The 17,654-nt window shown below is 64.4% G+C and carries 14 protein-coding genes; 5 read left to right on the plus strand and 9 right to left on the minus strand.

What is annotated here, in order from left to right:
• The first annotated feature begins 111 nt into the window (after nt 1–111).
• The 4 genes from glk to SPYCA_RS05075 all read left to right on the plus strand — a co-directional run bounded on the left by glk (nt 112) and on the right by SPYCA_RS05075 (nt 4,893).
• Complete coding sequence (gene glk, locus SPYCA_RS05060; RefSeq protein ID WP_120219194.1) at nt 112–1,086, plus strand: glucokinase; 975 nt, start codon at nt 112–114, stop codon at nt 1,084–1,086.
• 393 nt (nt 1,087–1,479) lie between these two features.
• Nucleotides 1,480–2,220, plus strand: a complete 741-nt coding sequence (locus SPYCA_RS05065; protein ID WP_120219195.1) for a gamma-glutamyl-gamma-aminobutyrate hydrolase family protein — start codon at nt 1,480–1,482, stop codon at nt 2,218–2,220.
• 196 nt (nt 2,221–2,416) lie between these two features.
• Nucleotides 2,417–3,793: an aspartate aminotransferase family protein gene (locus SPYCA_RS05070; RefSeq protein WP_197715372.1), complete on the plus strand. Its 1,377-nt coding sequence runs from the start codon at nt 2,417–2,419 to the stop codon at nt 3,791–3,793.
• Nucleotides 3,794–3,951: 158 nt separating this feature from the next.
• Nucleotides 3,952–4,893 (plus strand): DUF808 domain-containing protein, encoded by a 942-nt coding sequence (locus SPYCA_RS05075; protein WP_120219197.1) that lies wholly within the window; start codon nt 3,952–3,954, stop codon nt 4,891–4,893.
• 201 nt (nt 4,894–5,094) lie between these two features.
• Here SPYCA_RS05075 and SPYCA_RS05080 read toward each other — a convergent pair whose 3' ends face one another.
• From SPYCA_RS05080 to SPYCA_RS05115, 8 genes are all read right to left on the minus strand, one after another.
• Nucleotides 5,095–6,225, minus strand: coding sequence for an ABC transporter ATP-binding protein (locus tag SPYCA_RS05080; RefSeq protein WP_120219198.1), 1,131 nt, complete (start codon nt 6,223–6,225; stop codon nt 5,095–5,097).
• Between the two features lie 2 nt (nt 6,226–6,227).
• Nucleotides 6,228–7,070 (minus strand): ABC transporter permease, encoded by an 843-nt coding sequence (locus SPYCA_RS05085; protein WP_120219199.1) that lies wholly within the window; start codon nt 7,068–7,070, stop codon nt 6,228–6,230.
• On the minus strand, nt 7,070–7,975 hold the full coding sequence (locus SPYCA_RS05090; protein WP_120219200.1) for an ABC transporter permease: 906 nt from the start codon (nt 7,973–7,975) through the stop codon (nt 7,070–7,072). The genes SPYCA_RS05085 and SPYCA_RS05090 overlap by 1 nt, the downstream gene beginning before the upstream one ends.
• Nucleotides 7,976–7,996: 21 nt before the next feature.
• Nucleotides 7,997–9,103, minus strand: a complete 1,107-nt coding sequence (locus tag SPYCA_RS05095; RefSeq protein ID WP_120219201.1) for an ABC transporter substrate-binding protein — start codon at nt 9,101–9,103, stop codon at nt 7,997–7,999.
• Between the two features lie 92 nt (nt 9,104–9,195).
• A complete protein-coding gene (locus SPYCA_RS05100; protein ID WP_120219202.1) occupies nt 9,196–10,602 on the minus strand; it encodes a glutamine synthetase family protein in 1,407 nt (468 codons plus the stop codon).
• Nucleotides 10,603–10,609: 7 nt separating this feature from the next.
• Complete coding sequence (locus SPYCA_RS05105) at nt 10,610–11,953, minus strand: aspartate aminotransferase family protein (protein ID WP_120219203.1); 1,344 nt, start codon at nt 11,951–11,953, stop codon at nt 10,610–10,612.
• The gene (locus SPYCA_RS05110) at nt 11,950–13,215 is read right to left on the minus strand and encodes an NAD(P)/FAD-dependent oxidoreductase (protein ID WP_120219204.1); all 1,266 of its coding nucleotides are present in this window, start codon (nt 13,213–13,215) and stop codon (nt 11,950–11,952) included. Before SPYCA_RS05110 ends, SPYCA_RS05105 begins: the two co-directional genes overlap by 4 nt.
• 119 nt (nt 13,216–13,334) lie before the next feature.
• Nucleotides 13,335–14,681 (minus strand): glutamine synthetase family protein, encoded by a 1,347-nt coding sequence (locus SPYCA_RS05115; protein WP_120219205.1) that lies wholly within the window; start codon nt 14,679–14,681, stop codon nt 13,335–13,337.
• A 155-nt stretch (nt 14,682–14,836) separates the two neighbouring features.
• On the opposite strand from SPYCA_RS05115, the gene SPYCA_RS05120 reads away from it, so the two are divergent.
• On the plus strand, nt 14,837–16,153 hold the full coding sequence (locus SPYCA_RS05120; protein WP_120219206.1) for an aspartate aminotransferase family protein: 1,317 nt from the start codon (nt 14,837–14,839) through the stop codon (nt 16,151–16,153).
• Nucleotides 16,154–16,387: 234 nt separating this feature from the next.
• Here the strand turns inward: SPYCA_RS05120 and SPYCA_RS05125 are convergent, their stop codons facing one another.
• Nucleotides 16,388–17,620: a sensor histidine kinase gene (locus SPYCA_RS05125; RefSeq protein ID WP_120219207.1), complete on the minus strand. Its 1,233-nt coding sequence runs from the start codon at nt 17,618–17,620 to the stop codon at nt 16,388–16,390.
• Between the last annotated feature and the right edge of the window lie 34 nt (nt 17,621–17,654).

Consider the following 17,654-nt stretch of genomic DNA (forward strand, 5'->3'; position numbering starts at 1 on the left):
TGCGGGCGGGAGGGGACGCCCGCTGCCGCGCATAGCTATGCCCTGTTGCATCGCTTCGGGCCATCGCACATGCCATCGCGGTACAGGTCAGGCAGGCCGACGGGGAGAGCCATGAGCAAGCAGATCGTCACGGTCGACATCGGCGGCACGCACGCCCGCTTTGCGATTGCCGAGGTCGAGGGCGGTCGCGTCCGTTCGCTCGGCGAGGCGACAACGCTGCATACCAGGGATCATGCGAGCTTTCAGACGGCGTGGCAGGATTTCGAGCGCCAGCAGGGCGGCACGCTGCCGCGCGCGGTCGCGATCGCTATTGCCGGGCCGACGCGCGGCGACATCATTCGCTTCACCAACAATCCGTGGATTATCCGCCCCGCGCTGATCGGGGAGAAGCTGAACGTCGACGCCCATGTCCTCGTCAATGATTTCGAGGCGGTGGGCCATGCGGTCGCGCAGGCGGACGAGAGCTATTTCGAGCGGCTGACCGGTCCCGACGAACCTTTACCGGCCACGGGCACGATCAGTGTCATCGGCCCCGGCACCGGCCTGGGTGTTGCGCATATCTGGCGCGACGAAAAGGGTTATCGCGTACAGGCGACCGAAGGCGGGCACATCGATTTTGCACCGCTCGACAGCATCGAGGATGCGATCCTGGCCCGACTGCGCAAGCGGCACCGGCGCGTGTCGGTCGAACGCATCGTGTCGGGGCCAGGGATCGTCGACATCTATGAAACGCTGGCGATGCTCGAAGGACGCGCGGTGACGCCGCTCGACGACAAGGCGATCTGGACGGCCGCGCTCAGCGGCGACGACAGCCTTGCCGCGGCGGCGGTCGATCGCTTCTGCCTCTCGCTCGGCAGCGTCGCGGGCGACCTTGCACTGGCGCAGGGGGCGAGCGGGGTGGTCATCGCAGGCGGCCTGGGGCTGCGCATCCGCGACAGCCTGGTGCGCTCCGGCTTTCCCGAACGCTTCATCGAAAAGGGGCGGTTCGAGGGGTTCATGGCGGCGCTGCCCGTGAAGCTCATCACGCACCCGCAGCCGGGGCTGTTCGGTGCCGCCGCGGCGTTTGCCCGGCAGTTTGCGGGATAGGTTTGAGGGCGGCTAACGACCGGAAGCGGACATAACCCAAAAAGAAGGCCCCTCCCCTGAAGGGGAGGGGCCTAAACGGCCGCTATGACAGCTCCCCACCCCAAAGCGGCCACACAGAAAACGCTGTCCGACATGGCCCGGCTGTGCCAGCCTTCATCCCGGCTCTTTCAAATGTGGACAAAGCGCTCGCCGCCCGGCGTGGAAGCACGGGCGTCAATCGCGCGCGACCTGCGCGCCGGGCGCGACCAATCGGCGGTCGCACAAGGCTGACCTTTCCTGAACTTTGGACCGATCGCGCCGGGGTTGTGCCGTCCGCTCCCCACCCCAGATCGGCCACAACACACACCGCATATTTCGCTGGCATAGCGCTACAAAAATCGGCAGCTTGCGCGCATGTCCGCGCGCCCCGTTCTTGGCATCATCGCCTGCAACCGCACCATCGGCGTCGAAACCGCGCAGGCAGTGATGAACCGCTATGCGACCGCGGCGATGCGTCATGCCGATTGCGCCGCGCTCATCATCCCGTCGCTCCCCGATCTGATGCGCGCCGACGAAGTGGTCGGGCGGCTCGACGGCGTGCTGCTGACGGGGACGCCATCGAATGTCGAACCGGCGCGCTACGGCGATGCCGCGGCAGGTGAAGGGCCCTTCGATCCCGATCGCGACCGGATGATGATCGGGCTCGTCGAGTCGGTCATCGCGGCGCAGCGACCCCTGTTCGGAATCTGCCGCGGCTTTCAGGAGATCAACGTCGCGTTGGGCGGGACGCTACGCCGCGATACGTCGGCAAGCGCCGAGCTGCTGCATCATCATGCGCCGGACGGTGTGCCGTTCCACGCGATGTTCGACCATCGGCACAAAGTCGATCTGGTCCCGGGCGGTCTGCTCGCCTCGGCCTATCGGGCGCCGTCGCTGGAGGTCAATTCGGTTCATTTCCAAGGGATCGGCGATCTCGCGGACGGTCTGGCGGTCGAGGCGCGCGCGCCCGACGGGCTGGTCGAGGCCTATAGCGCCCGCCCGAATGGCGCGCCGCTGCTCGCGGTGCAGTGGCACCCCGAATGGCGGACCGACGGCGATGCGCAGAGTCAGACCTATTTTCACCTGCTCGGCCGCGCGTTAAGAGGCGAATTATGAACCGCCGCGTCACCCGTTACGATCGCTATCTCGCGCGCATCAGCTTTTCGCCCTGAATTCAAAGCCCGGTCTCGCTCTGCTCGTGTCGAGCCCTTCGACACGCTCAGGATTCGCGACATCCATCGTCGCAGCGCAAGGCCGAGGGACATCTCGGCTACGCTCGATGCCAACGGACAATGGAAATCAGGAGTTTCACATGCCCCGCAATCACGACATCGCCGAACTCAAGCGTCTCGACGTCGCGCACCATCTTCCCGCCCAGGCCGACTGGGCCGAGATCGAGGCTTTGGGTGGCAGCCGCATCATCACCCATGCCGAGGGTTGCACGATCACCGACGGCGACGGCCACCGTATCCTCGACGGCATGGCCGGCCTGTGGTGCGTCAATGTCGGCTATGGCCGCGAGGAGCTGGTCGAGGCGGCGGCGGCGCAGATGCGCGAGCTGCCCTTCTACAACACCTTTTTCAAGACCGCGACGCCGCCGACGGTGACGCTCGCGGCGAAGATCGCCAGCCTGACCCAGAACCGCCTGCCGCATGTCTTTTTCAACGCCTCGGGCAGCGAGGCGAACGACACGGTGTTCCGCATGGTGCGCCATTACTGGAAGCTGAAAGGCGAGCCCAAGCGCACCGTCTTTATCAGCCGCTGGAACGCCTATCATGGCTCGACCGTCGCGGGCGTGTCCCTTGGCGGGATGAAGGCGATGCACGCACAGGGCGACCTGCCGATTCCGGGCGTCGAGCATGTTCGGCAGCCTTATTTCTTCGGCGAAGGCCAGGGGATGAGCGAGGAGGAGTTTTGCGACGCCTGTGTCCAGGCGATCGAGGACAAGATCCTGGAGGTCGGCCCCGAAAATTGCGCGGCGTTCATCGGCGAACCAGTGCAGGGCGCGGGCGGCGTCATCATCCCGCCCAAGGGCTATTGGCCGAAGGTCGAAGCGGTAGTGCGCAAATATGGCCTGTTGCTCGTCGCCGACGAGGTGATCTGCGGTTTCGGTCGCACAGGCAAGATGTGGGGCCACGAAACGATGGGCTTCACCCCCGACCTGATGCCCATGGCGAAGGGGCTGTCGTCGGGCTACCTGCCGATTTCGGCCACTGCGGTCGCGCGCCATGTCGTCGAGACACTCAAGACCGGTGGCGATTTCGTCCACGGCTTCACCTATTCGGGGCATCCCGTCGCCGCCGCGGTCGCGCTCAAGAATATCGAGATCATCGAACGCGAAGCGCTGGTCGAGCGCACCGGAAGCGTCACCGGCCCGCACCTTGCGAAAGCGCTGGCGACACTGGACGATCATCCGCTCGTCGGCGAGACGCGCTCGATCGGCCTGCTCGGCGCGGTCGAGATTGTTGCCGACAAGGAAACGCGCGCACGTTTCGGCGGCGCCGAGGGGACAGCGGGACCGATGGCGCGCGATGCCTGCATCGCGAACGGGCTGATGGTGCGCGGTATCCGCGACAGCCTCGTCATGTGTCCGCCGCTTATCATCACCACGCAGCAGATCGACGAGATGGTTGCGATTATTCGCAAATCGCTCGATGAAGTGGCGCCCAAGTTGCGGGCGTTGAGCTGAAAACTTACGCCTTCCCGCCAATCCGTTCGTGTCGAGCGAAGTCGAGACGCCCATCGGGATGGAGCAAGGTTGAGGGGCATCTCGACTTCGCTCGATGCAAGCGGGTAGATGGGTCGATCTGAAGTTATCATCACCCCGTAGAAGAAAGACCAACCGCAATGCCATCCGGCCTTTTTGCCCTGCTCGACGACGTCGCCACGATCGCCAAGGTTGCCGCCGCGAGCATCGACGACATCGGCGCCGCGGCGTCGAAGGCGGGGGTCAAGGCCGCGGGGGTGGTGGTCGACGATGCCGCGGTGACGCCGCGTTATGTCACCGGCTTTCGGCCCAACCGCGAACTGCCGATCATCTGGCGCATCGCCAAGGGGTCGATGTTCAACAAGCTGGTGCTGATCCTGCCCGCGCTGTTGCTGCTGTCGGCGGTGGCGCAATGGGCGATCACGCCGCTGCTCATGGTCGGCGGCGCCTATCTGTGTTTCGAGGGCGCCGAAAAGCTGTGGCACAGCTTGGCGGCGAAGAAGCACAGCCTGGCCGAAGACGCCGCCGAAGTGGTCGATCCGAACCATGAGGAGGCTATGGTCAAGGGCGCGATCCGCACCGATTTCATCCTGTCGGCCGAAATCATGGTGATCGCGCTCAACGAGGTGCTGGGCGAGGCGATGCCGATGCGCGCCGCGACGCTGGTTGTCGTGGCCATCGCGATTACCATCGCGGTTTACGGCGTCGTCGGGCTGATCGTGAAGATGGACGACATCGGGCTGCATATGGCGAAGGAAGGGCGCCACGCCCGGCGTGTGATCGGGCGTGGGCTGGTCGCCTTCATGCCCAGGCTGCTGGCCGCGCTGGCGACGATCGGCACCGCGGCGATGCTGTGGGTCGGCGGGCAGATTTTCCTCCACGGCCTCGACGAATATCATATCGGCAATCTGGGGCATGGCCTGCACGATTTCGCGCACTCGGTCGCGGGCGGATTGCCGGGCGCCGGGGTGTGGGAATGGCTGATCAACGCGGGCGGCGCGGGCGTGTTCGGGTTGATTCTCGGCGGCGTGATCGTGGCGGCGCTGCATCTGGTGCCGCGTAAAGAGAAGGCGGCTCACTAAAGCCACAAAGGCCCCGCATGGGCGCACCGAAACTGTGTCCTTTGTGGCTTTAAGGAGACAAAAGATACAGACGTGCGCGTCGAAAATGTCTCCTTTATCGCTTTAAGCAAACGAGCCGTGGGGACCGGATAAGACGAAGAGAAAGAGCCTGGCCGAAGGCTCTCACACCGGAACAAAGTAGGAAAGCACTTTGTTCTGCCGTCAGCCCAGCAACACCACCGGGCTGTCGGCACGCCAGTGCATCGACACCTTGTCGTCCCAGGTGAAATCCTCCTGGTCGTGGCGCGACAGATTCGGGCGTGACACTCGGATGCGCGCGCCTGCCTCGAGCTCGATTTCGAACAGCGTGATGTCGCCGAGATAGCTCATGCCCTTGATCGTCCCGCGCGCGAAATTATGCCCGTCGGGGGCATCCTCGGCCGCTGCGCGCACCGCCTTGCCCGCGCCGGGGACGTGGAGGTAGATTTTTTCGGGCCGCAGCGCGACCCAGACGTCGGCGCCGTGCGGGCCGGTGACACCGTGGTTGAGATAGACCTTGCCGAGACCGGGGCAATCGATCGCAGCCTTGTCGGGTTCGTCGAGGGTCAGCTTGCCTTCGAAGATGTTCACCGACCCGACAAAATCGGCGACGAAGCGGTTGGCGGGATATTCGTAAAGGTCCGACGGCGTTGCCAGCTGCGACACGTCGCCTTTGTGGATGACCGCGATCCGGCATGCCATCGACAGCGCCTCGTCCTGATCGTGCGTCACGGTGACGAAGGTGATGCCGACCTTTTCCTGCAATTCGCTGAGCTCGAACTGCATCTGCGCGCGCAGCTTCGCATCGAGCGCCGACAGGGGTTCGTCGAGCAGCAGCACCTTGGGCCGCATGACCAGGCTGCGCGCGAGCGCAACGCGCTGGCGCTGCCCGCCCGACATCTGGTCGGGCATCCGGCCCTCGAACCCGCCGAGCTTGACCAGTTCGAGCGCCTCCGCGACGCGGTCCCTGACCTCGCCGCCCTTCACGCCCGCGATCCTGAGGCCATAGGCGACATTGTCGGCGACGCTCATGTGCGGAAACACGGCATAGCTTTGGAACACCATGTTCACAGGCCGCTTGTTCGGCGGGATGCCCGCCATGTCCTGCCCGTCGATCAAGATCCGCCCCTCGCTCGGCAGCTCGAACCCCGCGATCATGCGGAGCAGCGTCGTCTTGCCGCAGCCCGACGGGCCGAGCAGCACGAAGAACTCGCCCGCATTGATGTCGAGGCTGACATTGTCGACCGCGGTCACCTTGCCAAAGCGTTTGGAGACATTCTGGATCTGGATGATCGGTTTGGCGGGTTCGGTCATGGTCAGTGGGTTTCCGCAATGGCTTTCACGCCCTGCGCTTTCAGCGCAACGAAGGTCAGGACGACGGTGAGGAGGATGAGCAGGGTCGATGCCGCATTGACCTCGGGCGTCACCGAGAAACGGACCATCGAATAGACCTTTACCGGGAAGGTGATCGTGTCGGGGCCGCTGGTGAAATAGGTGATGACGAAATCGTCGAGGCTGAGGGTAAAGGACAGGAGCGCGCCCGCCACGAGCGCGGGTTTCATGTGCGGGATCAGCACGTCGCGAAAGACCTGCCATTCGCTTGCGCCCAGATCCTTCGCCGCTTCCTCCTGCTCGCGGTTGAAGCTCGCGAGGCGCGATCGCACGACCATCGTGACAAAGGGGAAGCAGAAGGTGATGTGCGCGATGGTGATCGCGCCGAGGTTGAACGGCCAGGCGAGGTCGTTCGGCCAGCCTACGCCCGCGAAAAACATCAGGAAAGCGACGCCCAGGCAGATTTCGGGAACGATGATCGGCAGCGAAATCGTCCCGTCGACCACGCCCTTGAGCGGAAAGCGAAAGCGCCAGAGCAGCACCGCCGCGGTGGCGCCAAGGACAAGGCTGACGATCGTTGCCAGCGCGGCGATGGTCAGCGAGTTGACGAGCGCCTCGACCAGCTGATTATTCTCCAGCGCTTTCTCATAATATTTCGTCGTGAAGCCGCGCCACACGACGTTGCGCTTGCTGTCGTTGAAGCTGAAGATCATCAGCACGACGAGCGGCGCGTAGAGAAAGACCATCACCGCGCCGACCCACAGCCGCATCCACAGCGTCCGGCTATATTCGAGCGGCGCGCGCGCCGTGCGGGCAAAGAGCGCCATCAACGCGCCTCCGGCACTTTGCGGCGCAGCGATTGCAGCGCGATGAGGATGAACATCGCATAGATGAGCAGGAAGGATAGCGCCGCGCCGAAGGGCCAGTCATTCGCTTTCTTGAACTGGCGTTCGATCACATTGGCGATCATCTGGCTGTCGGTGCCGCCCATCAGATCGGGGGTAAGATAGGCGCCGAGCGCGGGGATGAGCGTGATCATCACGCCCGCAATGATGCCGGGTGCCGCGAGCGGCACGACGATCCGCATGATCGTGCGGAAATGCCCGGCGCCGAGATCGAGGCTCGCTTCGATCAGGCTGCGGTCGAGCCGGTCGAGCGCGGCATAGAGCGGCAGCACCATGAAGGGCAGGTGGACATAGACCAGCCCGAAGACGACCGCGAAATTGTTGAAGAGCAGCTCGACCGGCTCCCACGTCGCGAGCGGCTGGAGCCCGACGAGCGTGCGCATCCAGCTTGCGCCTTCCCACAGCACGCCAAGCCCCTTGTTGGCGAAACCCTGCGTCCCGAGCAGCATCATCAGCGCATAGGTGCGGATAAGCAGGTTGGTCCAGAAGGGCAGCATGATGCCGAGCAGCAGCCACGGTCGCCATTTCTCGCTGGCAAAGGTGATCGCCATCGCCACCGGAAAGCCGACGATCAGGCAGATGAGCGTGACGAGCGCCGCGACCGCGAAACTCTTGCCGAAAATGCTGAGGTAGAGCCACTCGGTCGCGCGCTTGTAGTTATCGAGCGTTCCCGAAATCGCGATCTCGGTCAGCCCCCGGTTCTCGCCAAAGCTGTAGAGCCAGACGATCGCCATGGGGATGAGGAAGAAGAGCAGAACCCACAGGAGCGTCGGCAGCGATACCGCCGCGAAAACGCCCCTGTTGGTTTTCCACTCCTGTTCGGCCACCCCCGGCGCCCTTTGGTCGCGTCAGGCCGCCCGCACGCGCGTGAAGGCCTCTTCAAACAGCGGCTGAAGCTCGGCGTTGAAGCGTGCATATTCGCATTTGGCGAGCACGTCGGCGGGCGGGAAGATCACCGGGTTGTTCTTGTAGCTTTCGGGCATCAGCGCCTTTGCCGCGCTGTTGGGCGTCGGATAGAGGATCGTTTCGGTGATGTGCTTGTCGACATTGGCGTCGAGGATATAGTTGATGAAGGCATGGGCATTCTTCGGATGCGGCGCGCCCTTGGGGATGCACAGATTGTCTGAATTGAGCTGGCTGCCCTCCTTCGGAATGACGAAGTCAATGTCGTCATCCTCGACCATCGCCTGCGCGATGTCGCCATTATATTCGAGCACGACGTCGACGTCGCCCTTGAGCAGCAGATCCTGCCCGTCATCCTCGTGGAACTTCTTTACATTGGGCTTTTGCCTGATCATCATCCGCTCGATCGTCGCGACGTCGGCGGGGGTGAGGTCGTTGACCGATTTGCCCAGATATTTGCCGAACAGGCGGAACATGTCGCCCGCCTCTGACAGCCAGGCGATGCGGCCGGCATATTCGGGGCTGTCGAACAGCACTTTCCAGCTGTCGGGCGTCGCCGACACTTTCGACTTGCGATAACCGATGCCGAGCGCGAGCCAGGTGTAGGGCATCGAGTATTTGCGCTGCAGGTCATATTCGACGTTGATATAGGCGGCGTCGATATTCTTCTTGTTCGGGATCAGGCTGTGATCGAGCGGCATCAGCATGTCGGCCTTGCTCATCCGCTCGACAAAGTCGTTCGACGGCACGATCACGTCATAGCCCGGATTGCCGGCCTTGAACTTGGCGAACAGCACATCGTTGCTGTCGAACAGGTCCATCGTCACCGCGACGCCCGTCGCTTCCTCGAAATCGGCGAGCGTCGTTTCGCCGATATAGGTGTCCCAGTTATAGAAGTTGAGCTTGGCCTCCTCGCCGTTCGCGAGCGTCTTGCCGCCTTCCTTGCTGCACGCGGCGAGCCCGCCGAAACTGATCCCGACGGCGGCAACGCCGAGCGCCTGGAGGAGCGAGCGGCGCCCGCGGGTATGCTTGATCAGTTCGTTGAAATCCATGGTCAGCCTCCCTGTGTGAAACGCCAAGCTGACTCATTAAACGCGGCTTGGAAAGAGGCTTTTTTGCGCCGCACCAAGATTCATTGAAACTTTCATGCGTTGCGCAGATACCAGTCATAATCGAGGTTCGGCACGATGCTGAAATAATTATCCTGTTCGACGCGTTTGACGATGCTGAACATGTCGACGAACCGCTCGCCCAGATAGTCGCGCATCAGTTTCGAGGCGTGGAAGCGGTCGACCGCGGCGAACCAGTTGGAGGGCGGCCAAAGATTCTTTAAATCATCGTCGCCGGAACTGTCGCGGTCATAGCCGTTGCCGACGACCGCGGCGCCGGGGTCGGCTTTGGTCGCCATGCCATGGTGCATCCCGGCGAGCACCGCCGCGACCGCGAGATAGGGGTTGGCGTCGGCGCCGCAGGCGCGATGCTCGACATGGCGGCTCGGCGGCGGGCCGGCAGGAATGCGGAACGACACGGTGCGGTTGTTGACGCCCCAGGTCGGCGCGACGGGGGCGTAGCTGTTCGCCTTGAACCGGCGATAGCTGTTGGCGTGGGGGGCAAAGAGCGCGAAGGCGTCGCCGACACTGCCGATCATGCCGCCGATCGCGTGGCGCAGCGCATCGGTGCCCTCGGGGTCTTCACTGGCGAAGATATTATTGCCGTCGGCGTCGTTGACCGAGACATGGATGTGCATCCCGCTGCCCGCCTGATCGGCGAAGGGCTTGGCCATGAAGGTCGCTTCGAGGCCGTGTTGCTGGGCAATCGCCTTGACCAGCCGTTTGTACATGATGGCGTCGTCGGCTGCGCGCAGCGCGTCGGGCTTGTGGCGCAAGGTCAGCTCGAACTGGCCGGGCGCAAATTCGCTGATCGCGCTTTCGAGCGGCAGACCCTGGACATCGGTCGCGGCGTAAAGCGCATCGAAAAAAGGCCGGAAATCATCGAGTTCGCGCAGGCCGTAAACCTCGACATTACGCGGCGCGCTGCGGCTGTAACCGGGGCGTGCGGGGCGGATGCCGCCGTCGCGCGCGCGGCGCGGATCGACGAGGTAGAACTCCAGCTCGACCGCGAGCACCGGGGTCAGCCCATCGGCGGCAAAGCGGTCGATGACGCGGCCGAGCACATGGCGCGGGTCGAGGTCGTGCGGCGTGCCGTCGAGTTCGTAGAAATCGACGAGGAATTGCGCGGCCCGGTCGCCGCCCCACGGCGTGCGGACGAGCGTGCCGGGGATCGGTTTCATCGAGCGGTCGGCGTCGCCATCTTCCCAGACGAGGCCCGTTTCGACCGTATCCTGCCCGGTAATGTCGACGACGGTGATCGAACCCGGAAACATGCGGCCGCTTTCATAGACCGCCATCACTTCATGCTGGCGGAGCCGCTTGCCGCGGGGAACGCCGCCCATGTCGGTATAGATCATCTCGATCGCATCGACCTCGGGGTTCGCCTTGAAAAAGGCTTCGGCCTCCGACCGGTCCGCAATCACCCCCGATGATTTCGACATCGCCCGCTTACTCCTTCAACGCGCTCACGCAGTCGGCGAACGCGCCGACCAGCCGGTCGATCTGATCGTCGCCCGTCACCGGGCTCACCAACATCATATTGTGAAAGGGCGCCAGCAAAATCCCGCGATTGGCGAGGAAGAGGTGGATTGCGGCTTCCAGCTCGGGCTGCATCGCCGCCTTTGCCTCGCTGCCGTTGCGCGGCGGGGTGGGGCAGGTGAGAAACTCGACGCGCGCGCCGACCTGGGTAACGTGCCAGTCGAGCGCGGCGCTGGCGATTTCCTGCTCCAGCCCGGCGACAAGCCGCGCGGCGCCGCGCAGCATATGGTCATAGGCGGCGGGGGTGATGACCTCCGCCAGCATCGTGTCCATCGCGGTGATCGCGAGCGCGTTGGCCGAGAGCGTCGTGCCGATGCCGCTGTGCCCCGGCGGGCGGGCGGCATTCAGTGCCGCCATGCGTTCGGCGACCTCGGCCGAAAAACCATGGACCGCGCAGGGCACACCGCCGCCGATCGACTTGCCGACCACCATCATGTCGGGCTTTGGCCCATGGGCGGCGCCATGGCCGCCATAGCCCGACGAGATTGTGTGCGTCTCGTCGAACACCAACAGCGTGCCGGTTGCGTCGCAAAGCCCGCGCAGCGCCGCGAGGAAGCCCGGAGCATCGCGCACCATGCCGATATTGGTCATCACCGGCTCGGCGAGGACGCAGGCGATGTCGCCGGCCGCGAGCGCGGCGGCAAGCGCATCCTCGTCGTTGAACTCGATCACGCTTGTCGTGGCGGTCAGGTCGTGGACCTGTCCGATCAGGCTCGCGCGCATCGTCGGCGCGCCGCCTTTGAGGTCGACGAAGGCGTCGTCGACCGCGCCATGATAGGCGCCGTTGAAGGTGAGGATCTTCGGCCGGCCCGTGATACCGCGGCACCAGCGGATGACGGCGCGATTGGCCTCGCTCGCGGTGGTCGTCACCTGCCATAGCGGCAATCCGAAGGTCGCTGCGAGCCGCTCCGACAGCGCCGCGCCGCGCTCGGTCGGCAGCATATAGCTCAGCCCCTCGCTCGCTTGCCGCGTCAACGCGGCGGCGAGCGGCGGCGGCGAATGGCCGAACAGGCTGGCGGTGTCGCCGAGGCAGAAATCGTCATAGGTCTGGCCGTCGATGCTGGTCAGCGTTGCGTCCCGCGCCGACGCGGCGACGATCGGCACCGGGCTGGGCCAGTCGCGCATCCAGTGGAACGGCACCGACTGGAACCAGCCGGCCGCCGCCGCATGATGCGCGAAAGCGCGGGGATTGACAGCGCGGAAACGCTCGGCCTCGCGCGCGGCGACGCGCGCAATGGCGCTCTCGGCGATCATCCTATACGGTCTTTCAGCGCATAATAGATGAGCCCCAGCGTCGCGAGCGGGCGGCGCAGCCATTTGCCACCGGGGAAGGGCTGCGCAGGCAGCTCTGCAAGCACGTCGAAGCGTTCGGCGGTGCCCGCCATCGCCTCGGCGATCAGCTCGCCCGCCAGCGTCGTCACCAGCGCGCCGTGGCCCGAAAATCCGTGCGCGAAAAACATGCTCCCGCGCCGTCCGATATGCGGCAACCGGTTCATCGTCACCGCCACCGCGCCGCCCCAGCCATAGTCGATCTTCGCATCGGCGATTTGCGGGAACACCTCTGCCATGAACGGGCGCACGAACGCGGCGATGTCGCGCGGCGGCGTCTGCGAATAACGCTCGCCGCCGCCGAAGATAAGGCGCTTGTCGGCCGACAGGCGGAAATAGTTGAGGACGAAGCGGCTGTCGGCGACCGCCGCATCGCTGGGGAGCAGCGCGTCGGCGTTCGCGAGCGGCGCGGTCGCGATATTATAGTTCATGATCGGCACTGTGTAGCGGCCGAGGTCGGGTTCGACGTCGCCGATCCAGCTGTCGGTGGCGTTGATGACGTAGCGGGCATCGATCTTGGACTTGCCGACGGACAGCTTGCTGTCATTGCCCTCGTGATTCCAGCTTGCGCGCTGGCCTTCGAGAATCCGGACACCGGCTTTATCGGCCGCTTTCGCCAGACCGATGGCATAGTTCAGCGGGTGGAAATGCCCGGCGTGGGCGTCATACACGCCCCCATGATAGAGCGGGCTGGCGATGTGCGATCCCATCGCCGCCTTGGCGATGATGTCGGTTTCATAGTCGAAGCGCGTTGCCAGATAATCAGCCTCGCGCCGCATCGCATCGAAGTCCTTCGGCGTCCATGCCGCCTCCAGATGCCCGGTCTTCAGATCGCAGTCGATACCGTGCTTTGCAATCCGCGCCTGCACGCGATTGTTGCGCCAGCAAAGGTCGAACAGCGCGTCGGCGCGCTCGCGGCCGAACTGGGCTTCAATTTCGGAAGCGGTCCAGCGCAGGCCAGGAATAAGCTGCCCTCCGTTGCGCCCGGACGCGCCGAAACCGATACGCTCGCGTTCGATCAGGATCGTGGAAAAACCCCGCTCGGCGCAGGCAAGGGCGGCGCTCAGCCCGGTGAAGCCGCCGCCGATGACGGCGACATCGCATTCGAGATCGCCCTCAATGTCGGCGTGCGGCTGCCATTCGTGGGCGGTCGCGGCGTAATAGCTGTGGTTCAGCGGGTCGCTCATTCCGACACCAACCCCTCGCCCCCTTCGCGTCGAGCGAAGTCGAGACGCCGTGCAGGCGTGAGGGGCGTCGCGGCTTCGCTCGACGCGAACGGAAAGAGTGCGCAAAATGTCATGGCGGTTCAGACCCGCATCAGCAGATGTTCGCGCTCCCAGCTCGACACGACCGACTGGTAATTGAACAGCTCATAATCCTTCACCGCGTAGAAAATCTCGAAGAAATCGTCGCCGAGCAGGTTACGCACTTTCTTGCATGAGGCAAAACGGTCGAGCGCGGCTTCCAGCGTGCGCGGCAGCGTGCGCGCACGGTTATAGGCGCTGCCGGTGATCGGCTTGGGTGGCACCATGCGGTCGACCATGCCGATATAGCCGCATACGAGCGAGGCGGCGATCGCGAGATAGGGGTTGCTGTCCGCCCCCGGCAGGCGGTTTTCGACGCGCCGGTTGTGCTTGTCCGACACGGGGATGCGAAAGCCGCACGATCGGTTGTCGGCGCCCCATTGGACGTTGATCGGCGCCGCGCTGTCCGGGCGCATCCGGCGAAAGCTGTTCACATTGGGCGCCCACATCGGCGAGATTTGCGGCATGAAACGGATGAGCCCCGCGACGAAGGAACGAAAGGCGGCGCTGTCGCGGCCATTGGCGGTCGCAAACAGGTTGCGCCCCGTATCCGCGTCGACGACCGACTGATGGATGTGCATCGCGCTGCCCGGCTGACCCGCCATCGGATTGGCCATGAACGTCGCGTAGACGTCATGCTGCCTCGCGACGTTGCGCACGACGCGCTTGAACAGGAACACCTCGTCGGCAAGGCGCAGCGGATCGCCATGATTGAAATTCACTTCCAGCTGCGCCGCACCCATTTCGTGGATCATCGTATCGATGTTGAGGCCCATCAGCTCGCAATCGTCATAGATATGGTCGATGATGTCCTCATATTCGTTCATCGCCTCCAGCCCATAGGGCTGGCTCGCCGTCTCGGCGCGGCCCGATTGGCCGGTGGGCGGGGTGAGCGGGAAATCGGGGTCGGTATTCTGCGACACGAGGTAGAACTCGACCTCGGGCGCGATGATCGGTTTCCAGCCCTTTTCTTCATAAAGGCCCAGCACTTTTTTGAGGATCGTGCGCGGTGCGATGTCGACCTCGGTGCCATCGCCGTTAAAGGCGTCGGCGATCACGAAAGCGGTCGGCGACGTAAAGCCTGGCGCGACACAGATGGTATCGGGATCGGCGATGAGTATCTTGTCGGGATCCTTGTCCCATATGTCGTCGATGTCCTCGGGGTAATGGCCGTCGATCGTGCAGATGAAGACGCTGCCCGGAATGCGGAGCGTCTTGTCCTTCACCGAGGTCAGGAACTTGCGCGCGGGCAACACCTTGCCGCGCTGGACCCCGTTGATGTCAGGGACGATACATTCGACTTCGTCGATATTATGCTCGCTGATCCATTGTTCCAGATTGACTGACATGCGCCCCCGATTGGGCCGAGGAGCCGGCCCCTTTGTGGAGCGGCCAGCCTATCGTGAAGTCGGGTCAAGCGCCAGAGGGCCGGATTTGTCCATTGCCAGCGCGTCGGTGGCCCGTCAGATTGACGCAGAGCAAGACCACAGGGAGGCGCGCGGCGATGAGGGGTGACAACGACCGGCTGGCAAGTTTCTGGATGCCCTTCACTGCGAACCGTGCTTTCAAGGCGCATCCGCGCCAGCTCGTTTCCGCAAACGGCATGTATTACCGCTCGAGCGACGGGCGCGACGTGCTCGACGGCACATCGGGTCTCTGGTGCAGCAATGCGGGTCATTGCCGACCCGAGATTGCCGAGGCGATCGCCAGGACCGCGGCGACGCTGGATTTCGCGCCGACCTTTCAACTCGGTCATCCGCTGCCCTTTGAACTGGCGCAACGGCTGGGCGAATTGATGCCGCGGGGTCTCGACCGGATATTTTTTACCAACAGTGGCTCAGAATCGGTTGATACAGCGCTGAAAATCGCACTCGCCATCCAGCGCGCGAGGGGGCAGGGGACGCGCACCCGGCTGATCGGACGCGAGCGCGGCTACCATGGCACGGGCTTTGGCGGGATCAGCGTCGGGGGCCTCGTCAACAATCGCCGCGCCTTTGGTGGCGGACTGGCTGGCGTCGATCATCTCCGCCATACGCACGATCCGGAGCGCAATGCCTTCAGTCGCGGGTTCCCTCGGCATGGGGCCGAACTCGCCGACGACCTGCAGCGCCTCGTCGATCTGCACGGCGCCGAGACGATCGCCGCGGTGATCGTCGAACCGATGGCGGGCTCGACCGGCGTGCTTGTGCCGCCGGTCGGCTATCTTCGGCGTCTGCGCGAGATTTGCGACCGGCACGGGATCATCCTGATCTTTGACGAGGTCATCACCGCCTTTGGCCGCGTCGGCGGCGCAACGGCCGCCGGGACGTGGGGCGTGACCCCCGACATCATCACGATGGCCAAGGGCCTCACCAACGCCGCCGTGCCGATGGGAGCAGTCGCGGTGAAACGCGAGCTTCACGATGCGGTGATCGACAGCGCGCCGGGCGGGATCGAACTGTTCCACGGCTACACCTATTCCGGGCACCCGCTGGCGAGCGCGGCCGGTCTCGCAACGCTCGACATTTACGCGCGCGACGGTTTGTTCGATCGCGCGAATGAGCTCGGCGCCTATTGGGAGGATGCGGCGCACAGCCTGAAGGGGCGGCGTCACATCATCGACATCCGCACGATCGGCCTCGTCGCGGGGATCGAACTGACCCCGCGCCCCGGCGCACCGACCGCGCGCGCGATGGAATTGTTCCATGCCTGTTTCGACAATGGCCTGCTGGTGCGCGCGACCGGCGACATCATCGCGCTGTCGCCGCCGCTGATCGTCGAAAAGGCGCAGATCGACGCGATGTTCGGAAAGATTGCCGAGCTGCTCGACCGGATCGATTAGGGCAGGATCAATTTATGACTGAATCGTCATCCCGGCGAAGGCCGGATGACGAGATAGGAGGCGGTGCTCAAGTCGAACCCGATCACGCGCCCGGACCAATCGCCATTCAGCTCTGGTGGTCTGCAAATGGCGGCCTTGTGCGCTTCCGGTGCTCACGTGCAAAAAAGCACGCTGCGCTCCGGATCACGGAAAACCACCATTTTCGACTCGCCAGCTTCTGAATGTCGATCGGTCCTAGGCGTCGACGGCGAGGGGAAAGGTCACCGATACCCTCGTGCCCTTGCCGACTTCGCTTTCGATGTCGAGCTGGCCCTGGTGCCGCTCGCTGATATGCTTGACGATCGCGAGGCCGAGCCCGGTGCCGCCGACCGAGCGGCTACGCGCCTCGTCGACGCGGTAAAAGCGCTCGGTCAGCCGAGGGATATGGTCGGGGGCGATGCCGTCGCCCTCGTCGCTGACCGACAGGCGTACGCGCGCGCCTTCGCGCAGCAGCTCGACCGTCACCGGGGTGCCGGGGTGTCCATATTTCATCGCGTTGGAAATGATATTGTGGACAAGCTGGCCAAGCTGCGCTTCGTCGCCGCGCATCGGCAGTTTTTCGGTCCCGAGCGCCACGACAATATCCCTCGGCCGGGCGGTTTCGCTGTCCTGTAACTGCGTGATCGTGTGGCGGACGATCGCGGCAAGGTCGACCTCGGTGGTCGGGCGGCGAAAGCGGTCGGCTTCGACGCGCGAAATCGACAGCAGGTCGATCACCAGCTGCTGCATCCGCCGCGCCTCGCGCTCGATGATCGACAGGAAGCGGTGCCGCGTCGCACCGTCGTCTTCGCCGTTCATGTCCTGCAGTGTTTCCACATAGCCCAGGATCGCGGCGAGCGGCGTACGCAGCTCGTGGCTGGCATTGGCGACGAAATCGGAGCGCATCCGGTCGGCAGCGTCGATTGCCGAGCGGTCGGACAGGAAGACAATGCGCTCGCCGTTCGAGAGCGCCGCGATGCGCATCGTCCAGCGCTGGCCGGGGCGTGGATAATCGACCAGGTTGATCGTTTCCAGCGCGGCGTCGCCGTCGATCCGCGACAGCCATTCGGCGGCAACCGGGTGGCGGATCGCGGTGCGGATGTCGGCGCCGACGATATGGCGCCCCAAAAGCCGGATCGCGGCGTCGTTGGCGATGGCGACGATATTGTCGGCGACGCCAAGCAACGGATCCTTTTCCTGATCGACCCAGCGCGCGAAATCGGGGTGGCGCAGAAAGGAAAGAGGGCGCATCTCGGCAGGCGCCACTCCCGCGGAGCGCGTATCGGAATGGGCATGGGGAAGCGCGCTATATACGGTGAGGGCGGCGGCGAATCCGGCGATCGCCATCATCGCGATCGCCAGCGGATCGCCGTCGGCGAGGGCGGCAAAGATCGCCGCAATGGCAACCAGCGTCAACGCGGTGACAAGGCTGGACAAGCGATCGAACATGCGCCGCCCGCGTGGCACGAAGCGGGGGATGCGC

The sequence above is a fragment of the Sphingopyxis sp. FD7 genome (assembly GCF_003609835.1).
In the GTDB taxonomy this organism is placed as follows: domain Bacteria; phylum Pseudomonadota; class Alphaproteobacteria; order Sphingomonadales; family Sphingomonadaceae; genus Sphingopyxis.